At 39.6% G+C, this 14,254-nt stretch carries 8 protein-coding genes and 2 rRNA genes; 4 read left to right on the top strand and 6 right to left on the bottom strand.

Annotated elements, in window-relative coordinates; genetic code table 11:
* The first annotated feature begins 285 nt into the window (after positions 1-285).
* Together G0028_RS15490 and rrf are read left to right on the top strand one after the other, a co-directional pair.
* Positions 286-3,178: ribosomal RNA gene (locus tag G0028_RS15490) — 23S ribosomal RNA — on the top strand.
* A gap of 161 nt (positions 3,179-3,339) precedes the next feature.
* Positions 3,340-3,454, top strand: a 5S ribosomal RNA gene (rrf, locus tag G0028_RS15485).
* Between the two features lie 148 nt (positions 3,455-3,602).
* Here rrf and G0028_RS15480 read toward each other — a convergent pair.
* Positions 3,603-4,442, bottom strand: a complete 840-nt coding sequence (locus G0028_RS15480) for an FkbM family methyltransferase (protein ID WP_180045615.1) — start codon at positions 4,440-4,442, stop codon at positions 3,603-3,605.
* A gap of 78 nt (positions 4,443-4,520) precedes the next feature.
* The gene (locus tag G0028_RS15475; RefSeq protein WP_180045616.1) at positions 4,521-7,910 is read right to left on the bottom strand and encodes a DEAD/DEAH box helicase; all 3,390 of its coding nucleotides are present in this window, start codon (positions 7,908-7,910) and stop codon (positions 4,521-4,523) included.
* A gap of 202 nt (positions 7,911-8,112) precedes the next feature.
* On the opposite strand from G0028_RS15475, the gene G0028_RS15470 reads away from it, so the two are divergent.
* Complete coding sequence (locus G0028_RS15470; RefSeq protein ID WP_180045617.1) at positions 8,113-9,276, top strand: acyl-CoA dehydrogenase family protein; 1,164 nt, start codon at positions 8,113-8,115, stop codon at positions 9,274-9,276.
* 70 nt (positions 9,277-9,346) lie between these two features.
* Here the strand turns inward: G0028_RS15470 and G0028_RS15465 are convergent, their stop codons facing one another.
* The 4 genes from G0028_RS15465 to G0028_RS15450 form a co-directional block, all read right to left on the bottom strand.
* Entirely contained in the window at positions 9,347-10,105 is a 759-nt protein-coding gene (locus tag G0028_RS15465) for a hypothetical protein (RefSeq protein WP_180045618.1), read from the bottom strand.
* The gene (locus G0028_RS15460; RefSeq protein WP_180045619.1) at positions 10,098-10,847 is read right to left on the bottom strand and encodes a hypothetical protein; all 750 of its coding nucleotides are present in this window, start codon (positions 10,845-10,847) and stop codon (positions 10,098-10,100) included. Before G0028_RS15460 ends, G0028_RS15465 begins: the two co-directional genes overlap by 8 nt.
* A 28-nt stretch (positions 10,848-10,875) precedes the next feature.
* Positions 10,876-11,493 carry a DUF6915 family protein gene (locus G0028_RS15455; protein ID WP_130074983.1) on the bottom strand — a complete coding sequence of 206 codons (618 nt, stop codon included), beginning with the start codon at positions 11,491-11,493 and terminating at the stop codon, positions 10,876-10,878.
* A gap of 133 nt (positions 11,494-11,626) precedes the next feature.
* A complete protein-coding gene (locus G0028_RS15450; protein WP_180045620.1) occupies positions 11,627-12,226 on the bottom strand; it encodes a TetR/AcrR family transcriptional regulator in 600 nt (199 codons plus the stop codon).
* Between the two features lie 172 nt (positions 12,227-12,398).
* Between G0028_RS15450 and G0028_RS15445 the strand changes: the two genes are divergently transcribed.
* The gene (locus G0028_RS15445; RefSeq protein ID WP_180045621.1) at positions 12,399-14,189 is read left to right on the top strand and encodes an acyclic terpene utilization AtuA family protein; all 1,791 of its coding nucleotides are present in this window, start codon (positions 12,399-12,401) and stop codon (positions 14,187-14,189) included.
* The last annotated feature ends 65 nt before the right edge of the window (positions 14,190-14,254 follow it).

Raw genomic sequence — 14,254 nt, 5'->3', positions numbered from 1 at the left:
GTATAATACGCTGCATTGTTATTAAGCTCTGTGATTTATCACAGTTGACTGCGATCTGACGAAGACGTAGTGAATCATTAACAGAATATATTTGAGTTGAAATAAATTGTTCATACTCGTTTCAAGTAGGCAACTACAAGAAATGAGTTACTAGCGATAAAACTGAATCAAGCGTTTTGGTATATGAATTTAGATTGAAGCTGTACGGTGTTTAGATACACAGTACTTCAAACTGTAATGTTGGTTATCCTACTTGTAGGGATGAACGACTGTTTGGGGTTGTATAGTCAAGTAATTAAGTGCATGTGGTGGATGCCTTGGCAGTCAGAGGCGATGAAAGACGTAATAGCCTGCGATAAGCTTCGGGGAGGCGGCAAATATCCTGTGATCCGGAGATTTCTGAATGGGGAAACCCACTTACCATAAGGTAGGTATCGTATGATGAATACATAGTCATACGAGGCGAACGAGGGGAAGTGAAACATCTCAGTACCCTTAGGAAAAGAAATCAATTGAGATTCCCTCAGTAGCGGCGAGCGAACGGGGATCAGCCCATTAAGTTATATGTGTTTTAGCGGAACGCTCTGGGAAGTGCGACCGTAGAGGGTGATAGTCCCGTACACGAAAGGGCACATATAATGATGACGAGTAGGGCGAGGCACGTGAAACCTTGTCTGAATATGGGGGGACCATCCTCCAAGGCTAAATACTCCTGACTGACCGATAGTGAACCAGTACCGTGAGGGAAAGGCGAAAAGAACCCCTGTGAGGGGAGTGAAATAGATCCTGAAACCGCATGCATACAAGCAGTGGGAGCCGACTTGTTCGGTGACTGCGTACCTTTTGTATAATGGGTCAGCGACTTATATTCAGTAGCAAGGTTAACCGTATAGGGGAGCCGTAGAGAAATCGAGTCTTAATAGGGCGTATAGTTGCTGGGTATAGACCCGAAACCGGGTGATCTATCCATGAGCAGGTTGAAGGTTGGGTAACACTAACTGGAGGACCGAACCCACTGTCGTTGAAAAGCCAGGGGATGACTTGTGGATAGGGGTGAAAGGCTAATCAAACTCGGTGATAGCTGGTTCTCCCCGAAAGCTATTTAGGTAGCGCCTCGGACGAATACCATTGGGGGTAGAGCACTGTTTCGGCTAGGGGGTCATCCCGACTTACCAAACCGATGCAAACTCCGAATACCAATGAGTACTATCCGGGAGACAGACTGCGGGTGCTAACGTCCGTAGTCAAGAGGAAAACAATCCAGACCGCCAGCTAAGGTCCCAAAATCTATATTAAGTGGGAAACGATGTGGGAAGGCATAGACAGCTAGGAGGTTGGCTTAGAAGCAGCCACCCTTTAAAGAAAGCGTAATAGCTCACTAGTCGAGTCGGCCTGCGCGGAAGATGTAACGGGGCTAAAATATAGTACCGAAGCTGCGGATGTATACTATGTATACGTGGTAGGGGAGCGTTCTGTAAGCCGATGAAGGTGGATTGAGAAGTCTGCTGGAGGTATCAGAAGTGCGAATGCTGACGTGAGTAACGACAAAACGGGTGAAAAACCCGTTCGCTGAAAGACCAAGGGTTCCAGTCCAACGTTAATCGGGGCTGGGTGAGTCGACCCCTAAGGCGAGGCCGAGAGGCGTAGTCGATGGGAAATTGGTTAATATTCCAATACTTCTGTGTAATGCGATGAGAGGACGGAGAAGGTTAAGTCAGCCTGGCGTTGGTTGTCCAGGTGAAAGGTTGTAGGCATGTATCTTAGGCAAATCCGGGGTACTCTATGCTGAGAACTGATAGCAAGCTGTACTTGTACAGTAAAGTGGCTGATACCATACTTCCAAGAAAAGTCTCTAAGCTTCAGTTACACAGGAATCGTACCCGAAACCGACACAGGTGGTCAGGTCGAGTAGACCAAAGCGCTTGAGAGAACTCTGCTGAAGGAACTAGGCAAAATGGTACCGTAACTTCGGGAGAAGGTACGCTGCTTTTGGTGATGGAACTTGCTTCCTGAGCTGAGAGCAGCCACAGAAACTAGGCCCCTGCAACTGTTTATTAAAAACATAGCACTCTGCAAACACGAAAGTGGACGTATAGGGTGTGATGCCTGCCCGGTGCTGGAAGGTTAATTGATGGGGTTAGCGTAAGCGAAGCTCTTGATCGAAGCCCCAGTAAACGGCGGCCGTAACTATAACGGTCCTAAGGTAGCGAAATTCCTTGTCGGGTAAGTTCCGACCTGCACGAATGGCATAATGATGGGGGCGCTGTCTCCAGCAGAGGCTCAGTGAAATCGAAATCGCCGTGAAGATGCGGTGTACCCGCGGCTAGACGGAAAGACCCCGTGAACCTTTACTGCAGCTTGACATTGAACTTTGATCTTACTTGTGTAGGATAGGTGGGAGGCTTTGAAACCGAGACGCTAGTTTCGGTGGAGCCAATCTTGAAATACCACCCTGGTAATATTGAGGTTCTAACTCTGTCCCGTGATCCGGGACGAGGACCATGTCTGGTGGGTAGTTTGACTGGGGCGGTCTCCTCCTAAAGAGTAACGGAGGAGTACGAAGGTGCGCTCAGCGTGGTCGGAAATCACGCGTAGAGTATAAAGGCAAAAGCGCGCTTAACTGCGAGACCCACAAGTCGAGCAGGTACGAAAGTAGGTCTTAGTGATCCGGTGGTTCTGTATGGAAGGGCCATCGCTCAACGGATAAAAGGTACTCTGGGGATAACAGGCTGATACCGCCCAAGAGTTCATATCGACGGCGGTGTTTGGCACCTCGATGTCGGCTCATCTCATCCTGGGGCTGAAGCAGGTCCCAAGGGTATGGCTGTTCGCCATTTAAAGAGGTACGCGAGCTGGGTTTAGAACGTCGTGAGACAGTTCGGTCCCTATCTACCGTGGGCGCTGGAAATTTGAGAGGATCTGCTCCTAGTACGAGAGGACCAGAGTGGACGAACCTCTGGTGTACCGGTTGTGACGCCAGTCGCATCGCCGGGTAGCTATGTTCGGAAGGGATAACCGCTGAAAGCATCTAAGCGGGAAGCCTACCTCAAGATAAGATTTCCCTAGGACTTTATGTCCTCTAAAGAGCCGTTGAAGACTACGACGTTGATAGGTTGGATGTGGAAGTGCAGCGATGCATGAAGCTGACCAATACTAATTGCTCGTGAGGCTTGACTATACAACACCCAAACAGTTGTATGTTTCAATGAATTCAAAGCAAAATGCTTGATTTAGTTCAAAAGCTAGTTACAATAGCAACTCAAATTATCCTGTTAATAACTCATTTGGTTGAAAGCCGTGGCATCTAAATAAGACCATAGCGAGTATCCATAACAGTTTGCTGGCGACAATAGCAAGAGTGAACCACCTGATCCCTTCCCGAACTCAGAAGTGAAACCTCTTAGCGCTGATGGTAGTGTGGGATTACCCATGTGAGAGTAAGTCATCGCCAGCTTTTAAATTTAAACACCCTCAACTGAAAGGTTGGGGGTGTTTTTTATGGCGGGTGGGAAAATAGTATTTATAAATAAGGAATAATTATTTCAATTATTCCTTGTTATATTTTATTGATTTAATTGTCTTCTTGCATGTTTTCTAGAGCATTATGCTAGTTTTTCTAAATAAATTTGTCTATTTTGATCATTCAAAATGATATTATATTTTTTACGTGTTACATGTTGGGCAATGCAAAGTTCATCTATAAAAAATAATTCATAACCAAGATTAGTTGTTAGATATTTAATTAATTTTTCTTTTTTAGTTTTTTGTTTTTTCATATAGTCACCCCATACTTCAAGAAAAATCGGAGGGTAATTACTGTATTTTAACCACTTTTTTGCTCCTTTAATGACATCTAGCTCCATACCTTCGACGTCAATTTTAATAAGGTCCGCGGAGGGGAGTGTTAAATGATCTATTTTTTGTAAATCTACAGACTCATATTTTTTATCATGATGATGAGCAAACTGGTGTTCGCTTTGTTCAGCCCGAATTTCGGCATCTAAAGACAATGCACCAACATTGATGTCGGTATGTAAATCTAAAATGGGTACTTGAATGGTGCCTTGTTTATTTCCAATCGCTAAGTGATGAGCATGACAAGTTTGTGTAAGATGATTAGCAAAAATATTGCCACAGAGTTGATAAAATACCGCTCGTTGTGCTTCAAAGCTATGCACGATACCTTGTCGTGGTTGAATGTGTTTCGCAATTGGAATGGAAATAGCACCTAAATTGGCACCAATATCAATAAATATGGGATGATCTATATCTTTTAAAAAGTGCTCTGATAAAACTAAAATCAATTGATCCCAATATTGTCCTTTTTTGATTTGTGTACTGATTAAATCAGGTCCTGCAGTCAGTAAAAATTGTAAATTTTCTACAGGATATAATTTTACATTCAATGAATGTTTGTTTTGTTGTTCTAAATTATTTTCCATCTATTTTATTCCAAATGAAAAAAAAGAATTGCGATGTGTTTGTTTAAAATACAATGTGATAGATACATAATGCAATTTTTATTCAAGTAATTTCATTACATCTTCTTCAGTTAATTTTACTTCATGTTCATAGTCTGTGCTGAGAATTGATTGGGTTAATTGGGCTTTATTTTTCTGCAAAGCTAAAATTTTTTCTTCTATACTTTGATTTGTAATTAGTTTATAAACAAACACAGGTTTGTCTTGACCAATTCGCCAAGCTCGGTCAGATGCCTGATCTTCAGCAGCCGGATTCCACCATGGATCATAATGAATTACAGTATCAGCTGCTGTCAGATTTAAGCCAACCCCTCCAGCTTTTAAACTGATTAAAAATACTGGGATATCGCCAGATTGAAAGGCTGTAATCACTTCATCTCGTTTTTTTGTTTTTCCAGTTAATTTGGTATGCTTTATTTTTAGAGTATTTAATTGATTTTCAATAAGTTGCAACATGCTTGTAAATTGTGAAAAAACTAAAATTTTACGTCCTTCTTCGACCATATTGGTCAGCATTTCAATCAGTTGATCTAATTTTGCAGACTGAATATTATCATCTTTAAGATAGTCTAGCTGTAACAGATGAGGATGACAGCAGATTTGTCTGAGTTTTAATAATGCACTTAAAATTTGAATTTGGCTACGTTTAAAGCCCCGAGCTGCAATAAGTTCGCGAATATCTTTTTGCATGGTTGCTCGAACAGCTTCATATAGTTTTGACTGCTGTTCATTCATGTCAATATTCACTTCAATTGTTGTTTTTTCTGGCAGTTCTTGAGCAACATCAGTTTTTAAACGGCGTAACATAAAAGGTTTAATACGAGCAACTAAGCGATTTTTGATCATTGTATCGCCTTCTTTTTCAATCGGCGTACGATACTTTTTATTAAATACATCCTGTGTATATAAGAACCCTGGCATTAAAAAGTGGAATAATGACCAAAGTTCGCCTAAATGGTTTTCTATTGGCGTGCCTGTTAAGCACAGGCGATGCTGAGCTTGAATTTGTCTCACCACTTGAGCCGCTTTTGCACGTGGGTTTTTGATATTTTGAGCTTCATCCAAAATTAGAATATGATATTGATATTTCAAAATATATTCTTCATCACGCACTAAAAGTGGGTAGGTACTGAGAATAAGATCTGCATGTGGAATATTTTCGAAATGCTCAAGACGATTTTGCCCCTGTAAAATTAAAACTTTTAATTCAGGTGCAAATTTTTCTGCTTCTTTACGCCAATTTTGCATTAATGATGTCGGTGCAATAATTAAGGCAGGACGCTCATCAAGTCTTCCCGCTTGTTTTTCGATCAATAAATGTGCCAAGGTCTGAGCTGTTTTGCCTAAACCCATATCATCAGCAAGAATACCGCCATGGTGGGTTTCACGTAAAAATTGTAACCAACCTAAGCCTTGTTGTTGATAAGGACGTAATTCACCTCGAAAGCCTTGAGGCGTTGCAATTTGTTGTTGGTAGCATTGATTGAGTTTATGGGCAAATTGGTATAAAGGTTCTGAACTTTGCCATGGCATACCTAAAGTATGTTTTAAATCAATAAGTTGTGCTGCATCATAGCGATCAAATCCTGCTGAATCAGGATGTTGCAAGATCTCTTTAAGATAAATAAAAATAGGTTTTATTTCTTGTACTTTTAAGGTCAATTGTGGTTTTTGATCACCTAAATTTACGATAAAGTAGCCATCATCTTCTAATTCTTCAATGAATTCAGGATCTAACATGGTGGGCATTTTAGCAACAAGATGTGCTAAAAGTTGGATGACATCATATGTGTTACCCTCAAGGTCTTGAACTGTTGCACCGACTTCAAACCAATTTTGTTTTTTTGTTGACTCCACTAAATTTAATTGAAAATTTTGTGTTGCTAATAATTGAAATAAGCTGTCGGGTGTATGTTCAACTTTCCATCCTAATTGTTCAATTTTATTGGCAGGAATCAGGTGATGAATCCAATCTTTTGGATCAGCACAAATAATTGAGTTTTCAGTCATTGTGTCAAACGCAGGGCGTTTGTTTTTATTGATTTGTGCGAGCCATTGAAAAGAGGGGATTAATTTTTTTAAAGATTCAACTTGTTGTTTTTCAAATTTTAAATCACGTTGTTGTTTGACTGCTTTTTCATTCAAAATTTGAATGACATATTCCTCAGTGACGCCTGCTTTGATTCGTCCTGATGGATATTCAAATTCAATTTCAGCAATGGCATAGTGATACATATCGCTTAAACGATGATATTGTGGAAATCCACCAAAACGTATAATCGGAATCGGTTGACCTTGAATCGTTTCTAAGTTTTGTGAAAATTGTGTTTGGGGCAAATCTCCAAAAGCAGAATAGGGTTGAATGACTTGTTCAAACTCAGCTAAAAGATCCGCAGGAAGTTGCGGCATATTGATTAATTCTTCAATCATTTCACTTGAATAAGACGACTCTAATACGCCCACCTGATTTTTAACAGCATCAAGGTAACTCAAAGGATGTGAATGAATAATATAAATCTGTTGGTTATGCTCAGCATCTAATTTTTGATGACTTTGGTCAAAAAATTGTGCTTTTAATTTTTCAGTTTTTTGTGCAGGCTGTGCATGCCAATTAAATTCAAGTTGATAAAGTTCATCAGACCATGTGAGTGCAGAATTGAGGGTATTTAGATGATAACAAACACCTTTTTGAATCACCATTTTGAGTTGTTCTTGGTAAATACCTGAAATGTCCCACGTGGGTGGATAGTTATATATATTTGCATGGTTGAAGTTTAGTTTTGCAAAAAAATAGAGATGATTAAAAATATTTTTATCTTCATTGGATACTTTTAAGCGGCCATTAGGCACATTGTCATAACTAGTATAATGCTCTGTTCTACTGATACTACCATCTTTAATGCGACGTGCTTTATTGACTGTTAATTGTAATTTTTTTGAATTTTTCTTCGGTTCAAAAATATAGATGAGTTGGTGATGTTTTAAGATTTGTGTCGATTTTTCAAGGGCTAATTGTTGGCGGAACTGCTCCAGCCATGCTTTGGCAGTGTCATGTGTGGCGTGATTTGATTGATGATGTACTGAATGCGTTGCTGTATTTTTATGAGATTGATGAGGATGGTAATCTGATCGTTTTTTGAATGGCTTTTCATGTTGATGATTATAATAATAATGTGCTAATGCTGCTGCATGTTTACAATTAAAACCGACAGGGCAACTGCATTCATTATCTATGATGCTGCTCTTGTTGAGGTCAACACGAATAAAAGTATCATACCAATCATTGCCTTCAATTTGTGCTTCAATGTCCAAGCGGTTATTGTCAAGATGTGTTTCTAAATTTGCCACGTCAATTTTTTTTACATAATTTAGACTGCGTTGAAGAGTGACAGTGCTAAAACGAGATAAAAATTGAGACAGTGTGATCATCGGTACATCATAATAAAAAGCAAATAGTTCAAGATTGTAAAGGATTTTGCTGTCATAAAAAATCAATATTTGTGAGTCAAATGAAAGTTATGTTTTGGCTGAAAAGATCATGACTTTCGGGTTTAAATGATGCTTTTAGCACATTGAAAAGCTTAAAAATCTGTCACTATAAGTTTGAAAATTAATAAGGAAGTGTATAAAAATGAAGCCGAATCCAATTTACTATAGCCCGCAACATTTTGAATTTTCCGATTCAGTACGAAGATTTGTACAAAAGGAAATGCTGCCTTATGTAAATGAATGGGAAGATGCTGAAACTTTTCCACGTGAACTTTATAAAAAAGCAGCTGATATTGGATTACTTGGATTAGGGTTTGATGAAACTTATGGGGGTATTGCACAGACCGATGCATTTCATGTTTTATTGTCTTCGATCGAATTAGCCAAAACAGGTTCAGGTGGTTTGTGCGCATCATTGCTTTCGCACTCCATTGGTGCCCCACCGATTAATCATTTTGCATCTGCTGAAATTAAAGAAACGGTTTTAACGAAAATATTGGCAGGTGAAAAAATATCTGCTTTAGCAATTACAGAACCCACTGGCGGCTCAGATGTCGCAGCATTAAAAACCAAAGCTTTTCGGGATGGAGATGATTACATTGTCAGTGGGGAAAAGACCTTTATTACTTCGGGAATGCGAGCAGATTATTATACGGTTGCAGTGCGTACTGACCCCGATGCCAAAGGTCCGAATGGCATTTCCATGTTGTTGATTGATGCACATAGTGAAGGGATCAGCAAATCTAAGCTCGATAAAATGGGCTGGTGGGCTTCAGATACCGCACATTTACATTTTGACAATGTCCGTGTCCCTGTAAAAAATTTGTTGGGTGTTGAAAATATGGGCTTTCTTGTCATTATGAATAACTTCAACATGGAGCGTTTCTTTCTTGCAGCCAGTAGTTATGGTTTTGCTTTGACCTGTTATGAAGAAGCTTTAGAATGGGCAAAAGAGCGTAAGACTTTTGGTAAGCGCTTGGTCGATCATCAAGTTGTACGTCATAAATTGGTCGATATGGCAACACGTTTAACCACGACACGCGCTTTACTTGAAGATACAGCTTATCGTTTGGGACGACCTGAGTTACAAGGCAATGAATTGATTGCACAGATTTGTATGCTAAAAAATGTTGCAACACAAACCATGCAGTTTTGTGCAGATGCAGCAGTGCAAACACTGGGTGGCATGGGCTTCATGCGTGGCACAAAATCTGAGCGTATTTACCGTGACGTCAAAGTAAATATGATCGGTGGTGGCGCTGAAGAAATCATGAAAGATTTGGCAAGTCGTCAGTTAGGGTACTAGTTTGCTGGAAGCTTTAGAATCAATGCGGTGAAAATTTTCACCGCATTTCATCTGTGATATTAAGAAATGTTTAATTGAGTGTTGCGAGTTCTTCTAATGTCACCTGACGAATTTCAAAAATCGGGTCTTTCAGCAAAGCATTGAGTGACTTGATCCAATTAAATGAGTCTTGGTCAGCAAAACTTTTGACTTTTAATTGTTGATTTTCATAACTGAGCCAAAAATTATCATCAATGAGTTGTTGCAATAATGTCGGTGAATCACTCAGTTCTTCTAATGTACCATTCAATTCAAGTTTTAGATCAGCAAAAAAATCGTTAATGGTTTGTTCTTGCCAATAATCATCAACATAGTTTTTACCATCAAATAAAAATAGTTCATTTTGACCTGTTAAGAGTACGGATTCTTCAGGTGTAGAGGCATAGACATAGCTTTGGGTTGCTGGGTTGAAAAGTACGTAATTCGGTAATGAATCATCAATTTCAATGAGCTGATAATGCAAAATGCCTGAAAGTTTAGCAAACTCAAAAGCATCATCTTCATTCATTTCGGGAATCAATTCACCATCAAATTCTTCGCCCGTTTTTTCTAAGATAAAGGCTGCAATGGCTGCATATTGTTGGTCATCACCTTCGCCATTTGCAATGGAAAAATTATAGTAATCATCTTGATATAAGGCACGTACAATCAATTTTTTATACTGCTCTTCAGCTTCACGTTGATCACTGTAGACCGCTTTAATTGCCCCTTGCATTGCCCAATCAAGCACATACCATTCATCATTATAACCAAATGATTGATGGCGAATCACATATTTGTTATTACTCATTTTCTTCTCCATTGCTGATTTTATTGAGTTGTTCTAAGCTAATTTGTCTCACTTCAAAAATGGATTGTTTGAGTAATGCATTGAGTGATTTTAAGTCGGTGAAAGCAAGGTTGTACCAATCAATCTCAGTGATGCTATTTGTATCAACATCATAGGTGATGTCTGAAAGGGTATGGATAAGATTTTTTAATAATTCAGGACTATCACTTAATTCATTTAAGTCGTGCCCAATGACATCTTGAGTAAAATCATCTTCAAAAATATACAGATCTAAATCCTCTCGATCCGCAAAATTTTCGTCGAGACTATCAAAAGTATTGTTATATTCTCCTTTGAGATAATCATTTTGTGTGTTTGACCAAAGGATATGAATGGGCTGAGTTTGATCAATTTCAATCAGTTGGTAATGTAAAATTCCTGCAATTTGCGCAAATTGAAAAGCATCCTCAAGTTCCATTTCTGGAATTTCATCATCGGTGTCAAATTCTTCGCCTGTTTTTTCTAGTACAAAGGCTTCTAAATTTTCATAGGTTGCGTCATCAGCATAGCCGTTGCCAATATCATAATTACTCAGGTCATCATTATGATATAAAGCCTCAACAATCAGCTGTTTATAGGCTGTTTCGGCTTCCGATTTATCTGTATAAACTGCTTGTATTGCGCCTAAAATTGGGGTGTGGGTTTGATACCATTCATCATTATAGGCAAAGTCATTGTGGCGGATGACGTATTGAGTGGTCATAGTATTTTTTCCTTTTCTAAAAATAGAATTAAGCAATTTTTGTTTTCAATTCTTGAAGTTTTAATGCACTTGGTGGAACAACCGTGCCATTGTCCATCCAAAGTTCAAAACGCATCGGATTGAAAAACATGGCAGGGGTGATATCAAACTCGATGAACTTGGCTTCACTTTTGCCCATCATGGGTAAAATGGTGTTAATAAACCAACTGTTATGTGTGATGAGTAAAGACTTGAGCTGACCTGTCACTGACAAGGGGGAAAGTAGAGTGGCTGAAAGTTTTGGGTCATCAATGACTTCGGTATGGAATTTTTCTAAGCGTTTGGCTAAACCTTCGGTTGGAATATCTTGCATTGCTGCCACAAAATCGCCCAAAGTTGGAATAAAACGATGATGAAAATCCACCAATAAATGATCTTTTTCACAAAGGTCTTTGACTTCAATACTTGAGCCTGCACTGTTTTGAAAATGATGACCAAAAATTGGAATAATGACTTCTTGCACACCCCAAAAAGTATGCAAAATTCGATGACGGTTGTCGGTACAGAGCATTTTGGTGCTGTCGATTAAGGCGTGAATATCGATATAATCTTCGAGTTCGCCACCTCTGCGTTTTTGTGAAATTTGAGCATGTTGGACTGGATTCATTGTTCTAGTTTAATTGTTTTAAAGTCAGTAGATTAGCAAAAATGAATGACAATAAAAATAACTTTTAAATTGGCTGCGTTAAGTCATGTCGTTTAGTTTTTTATTTAATTGGGTTCAATGGTCTTAATTTAATTTATCTCATCACCATTTCCCAAACCATTTCCGTCAATTGCTCCAAAGAAATTTTGCCATTGGGGTTATACCACGTCACCGTCCAGGCAATCGCACCACCGAGTAAACGTCGCCAAATAAAAGCATCATGCTGAATTTTATTTTGTAGGCGTAATTGTTCAATCACATTGAGCCAAATTTGCTCATAATCATGACGCAGTTTCAACAATTCATCCTGACGCTCTTTCGACAGTGCAAACCATTCATAGACCAAAACTGCCATTGCCGAACCTGTATCGCCTGTAATGGAGGTCAATTCTGCTTTGATTAAATGCTTCAATTGTTGCTCAGCATCATCCGATTGTGCAGTTGCATCCAACAAACGTGCATGGTTATAAATGATCGTTTCGTGCATCACATTGGCAAGAATATCATCCTTACTTTTAAAATGATGAAACAAACTACCTGACTGAATGCCAATAAAATTTGCCAACTCACGCACCGTGGTTTTTTCATAACCTTGCTTATGAAACAAATAGGCAGCGCCTTGTAATAAACGCCCACGAGCACTTGCATCGAAGCAGGCAATCGGTTGAATTTCATTTATAGAACAGGCGGTCATCGGTATTTTTCCAAATAAATGAATGGCTTATGTTTTTTTATAGCAAAATAAACACATTTGCCAATTCAGCATAACATTTTGTACTTTACAAACCAAGCGCTTGCTTGGTAGATTAAAGTATAAATTTTATTCACAACAATGAAAATAATCGAGCTGTGGAAAGGGTGCGAAAATGGAAGATCAACGTATAGTCAAAATTGGATGTGCTTCTGGTTTTTGGGGAGATACCAATACCGCCGCATTCCAATTGGTACATTTATCCGATATCAATTATTTAGTCTTTGATTATCTTTCAGAAATCACCATGTCCATTATGGCAAAAGCCATGATGACCAATCCCGAACACGGCTATGCGCTTGATTTTGTCAGTCGTGTCATAACGCCATTGCTGAAAAAAATCAGTGAAAAAAACATTAAAGTGATCAGCAATGCGGGTGGGGTAAATCCATTAGCATGTCGTGATGCTTTACAAAAAGTCATTGAAGCACAGGGTCTGAATTTAAAAGTGGCTGTGGTGTTGGGGGATGACCTGATGCCGAATTTGGCTGAATTAAAAAGCCAAAACATTAAGGAAATGTTCAGTGGTGAAGAGTTGCCAAGTCATTTAGCAAGTTGTAATGCTTATCTTGGTGCGATTCCAATTCGTGATGCATTGGCAGCAGGTGCAGATATTGTGATTACAGGGCGTGTGGTCGATTCAGCCGTTGTGCTTGCACCTTTGATGCATGAATATCAGTGGTCAGTTGATGATTATGACAAGCTTGCGCAGGGTTCATTGGCAGGACATATCATTGAATGTGGTGCGCAATGTACAGGCGGAAATTTTACCGATTGGCGTTTGGTTGAAGGCTTTGACAATATGGGTTTTCCCATCGTTGAAGTCAAAGAAGATGCCTCTTTTATTGTCACGAAACCCAAAGGCACAGGTGGTTTGGTTTCAACAGCAACGGTTGCCGAGCAGATTGTCTATGAAATTGGCAATCCGCAAGCTTATTTATTACCTGATGTAAGCTGTGATTTCAGTCAGGTCAAATTAGAACAAGTCGCTGAGCACCGAGTGTTAGTGACAGGGGCAACAGGGCGTGCACCGACACAGCAGTATAAAGTCAGTGCCACTTATCCTGATGGTTATCGGGTCTTGGTGAGTTTCCTGATTGCAGGGCGTGAAGCACCTGAAAAGGCACAAGTCATTGCCGACGCCATTTTAAATAAATGTGAACGCGTTTTAGCTTTGCGTTCTGTTCCACCATTTCAAGAAAAATCGGTTGAAATTTTGGGTATAGAAAGTACCTATGGGGCAAATGCCCGACATACCGAAAGCCGTGAAGTTGTGGTGAAAATCGCAGTGAAACACATGTTTAAAGAAGCTTGTATGTTCTTTGCTTCGGAAATTGCACAAGCCTCTACAGGCATGGCACCTGCATTGGCAGGGATTGTTGGTGGTCGTCCCAAAGCTTCACCTGTGATCAAACTGTTCTCTTTCCTTGTTGATAAATCCAAGCTCAATGTTGAAATAGACATCAATGGTCAGCGTCAAAATGTAGAGATTCCGCAAGGTTCAACAGATCAATCATTTACACAACTTGAGGTGGGTGAAACCGCACAATTTACTGGCGATGAAGTCGAAATGGCATTGGTGGATATTGCCCATGCACGCAGTGGTGATAAAGGTAATCACAGCAATATCGGGGTTATCGCACGTCAGCCTGAATTTTTACCATGGATTCGCGCCAATTTGACCTCTGAAAATGTCGCGAAATATATGCAACACGTGCTGAATCCTGAAACAAGCAAAGTCATTCGCTATGAGATTGAAGGTTTTAGTGCCTTAAACATTCTATTGGAAAATGCTTTAGGTGGTGGTGGTATTGCGAGTCTGCGTATTGATCCACAGGGCAAAGCTTTTGCACAGCAGTTGTTGGATATGCCTGTGAAAGTGCCGAAAGGATTAGTTGGTAATTGATATGGAAAGATGAAATTTCCCCTTTTTAAAGGGGGGATTTTTATTTAAAAACACCTCTCCCTAAC

It is taken from the genome of Acinetobacter piscicola, assembly GCF_015218165.1.
Lineage (GTDB): Bacteria > Pseudomonadota > Gammaproteobacteria > Pseudomonadales > Moraxellaceae > Acinetobacter > Acinetobacter piscicola_A.
Note: the sequence above shows the minus strand (reverse complement) of the source record. Positions and strands in the feature narration are given on the sequence as shown.

What these genes read in the sequence shown, in the direction of transcription:
- G0028_RS15480 (WP_180045615.1), bottom strand. Translation starts at nt 4,442, where the DNA reads ATGGAAAATAATTTAGAACAACAAAACAAACATTCATTGAATGTAAAA.
- G0028_RS15475 (WP_180045616.1), bottom strand. Translation starts at nt 7,910, where the DNA reads ATGATCACACTGTCTCAATTTTTATCTCGTTTTAGCACTGTCACTCTT.
- G0028_RS15470 (WP_180045617.1), top strand. Translation starts at nt 8,113, where the DNA reads ATGAAGCCGAATCCAATTTACTATAGCCCGCAACATTTTGAATTTTCC.
- G0028_RS15465 (WP_180045618.1), bottom strand. Translation starts at nt 10,105, where the DNA reads ATGAGTAATAACAAATATGTGATTCGCCATCAATCATTTGGTTATAAT.
- G0028_RS15460 (WP_180045619.1), bottom strand. Translation starts at nt 10,847, where the DNA reads ATGACCACTCAATACGTCATCCGCCACAATGACTTTGCCTATAATGAT.
- G0028_RS15455 (WP_130074983.1), bottom strand. Translation starts at nt 11,493, where the DNA reads ATGAATCCAGTCCAACATGCTCAAATTTCACAAAAACGCAGAGGTGGC.
- G0028_RS15450 (WP_180045620.1), bottom strand. Translation starts at nt 12,226, where the DNA reads ATGACCGCCTGTTCTATAAATGAAATTCAACCGATTGCCTGCTTCGAT.
- G0028_RS15445 (WP_180045621.1), top strand. Translation starts at nt 12,399, where the DNA reads ATGGAAGATCAACGTATAGTCAAAATTGGATGTGCTTCTGGTTTTTGG.